Raw genomic sequence first — 1354 nt, 5'->3', positions numbered from 1 at the left:
TCACATAACAAGCAATTCAAGTGGATTCTCAACGCGTGGCAGTTTTACTATGCGTTAGGTAAAGTGTTTTACGGTGCAATGCAGCGGCTTGGCCAGTGCGTTGTTCACCACTTAATTGGGCGTTAGCATTATTATGGATATATGAGATGGAAATAGAACTGAAGCTGTACAGAAATAAGGGCTTTTTGTTATTTAATACTGGTGATGAGTTAGATTGCTTTTGGGTTAGCATGCAAGCCGCACAACAAGGTGGTGGTTCTATGTATGCTCAAATCTCAAAGCAGGACTTTGAAAAGGTTTGGATTGGCAATAAAGACGTAACAGACTTTTCCTCTCTGTTTAATCGTAGCTATAACGCGCAAAAAGAAGAGCTTGTAAAAGAAACTTACGGCATAGGTGACGTTATAGCATTGCATTTACAAAATTTAGGTATTAATCCTGATCCAGTAAAGTCGCGTGTGGTGAAAAAATGCTAACAAAGCATTTAAGAGTGACTCACAACGCTTGGCGATCTCAGTTTAAATTTGGCTTTAGTGTATAAGGTGCAATGGTTTGGTTTAGGTGTTAAGCGTCGTTCGCACCTTAATGCGGCGTTAGTTGCCTTTTCAGTACCGTATGTTCAATTTACTGTACAAGTATGCAGGTGGCGACTATACTTGTTCCATTAAATGTACATGTGGAGGTTCTTATGAGAATAGTATCTTTTACTGAAGCTAGAAATGGTCTTAAAGCTGTTTTGGACGGTGTAGTTAATGATGCAGATACAACAGTCATTACACGCCGTGACTCTGAGGATGCTGTGGTTATGTCTTTAGACTACTACAACAGCCTTATGGAGACAGTGCACTTACTACGCTCTCCTCAAAATGCTAAACACCTAAACCGATCAATAGCACAGTACCGTGCTGGAAAAACAACAGCACGAGAGTTAATTGATGAGTAGTAGTCAACGTTTACTATCGTGGACTGATGAGGCTTGGGGCGACTACCTGTATTGGCAAACCCAAGATAAGAAAACACTTAAGCGTATCAACAAACTTATTAATGATGTTAAGCGTTCTCCTTTTGAGGGTATTGGTAAACCTGAACCGTTAAAAGAGAACTTATCTGGTTTTTGGTCTCGCCGCATTGACGACACTAACAGGCTTGTTTACGCAGTCGATGATCAAGCGATAACAATAATTTCATGCCGCTACCACTACTAAATCAGGTTCAGCGGTCGGGCATCTAACAAACGACTATGGTGTCAATAACTATTTTTTAGCTGTATTTTCATCCCATATGACGCCATCTCGTAGCATCGAATTTAGGATAACTACCATCTTTCTAACACACGCGATAATGGCTACTTTTT

At 40.3% G+C, this 1354-nt stretch carries 3 protein-coding genes; all 3 read left to right on the top strand.

The genetic code is table 11. The features are described from left to right. Positions 1–146: 146 nt before the first annotated feature. The 3 genes from AACW06_RS19550 to AACW06_RS19540 all read left to right on the top strand — a co-directional run bounded on the left by AACW06_RS19550 (position 147) and on the right by AACW06_RS19540 (position 1205). Positions 147–476, top strand: a complete 330-nt coding sequence (locus tag AACW06_RS19550; protein WP_192076329.1) for a hypothetical protein — start codon at positions 147–149, stop codon at positions 474–476. A gap of 212 nt (positions 477–688) precedes the next feature. Next, complete coding sequence (locus tag AACW06_RS19545; RefSeq protein ID WP_192076328.1) at positions 689–943, top strand: type II toxin-antitoxin system Phd/YefM family antitoxin; 255 nt, start codon at positions 689–691, stop codon at positions 941–943. Further along, positions 936–1205: a Txe/YoeB family addiction module toxin gene (locus AACW06_RS19540; RefSeq protein WP_069509627.1), complete on the top strand. Its 270-nt coding sequence runs from the start codon at positions 936–938 to the stop codon at positions 1203–1205. Before AACW06_RS19545 ends, AACW06_RS19540 begins: the two co-directional genes overlap by 8 nt. The last annotated feature ends 149 nt before the right edge of the window (positions 1206–1354 follow it).

Origin of the sequence: Vibrio sp. S12_S33 (assembly GCF_963889785.1) — a bacterium.
Lineage (GTDB): Bacteria > Pseudomonadota > Gammaproteobacteria > Enterobacterales > Vibrionaceae > Vibrio > Vibrio aestuarianus.
Note: the sequence above shows the minus strand (reverse complement) of the source record. Positions and strands in the feature narration are given on the sequence as shown.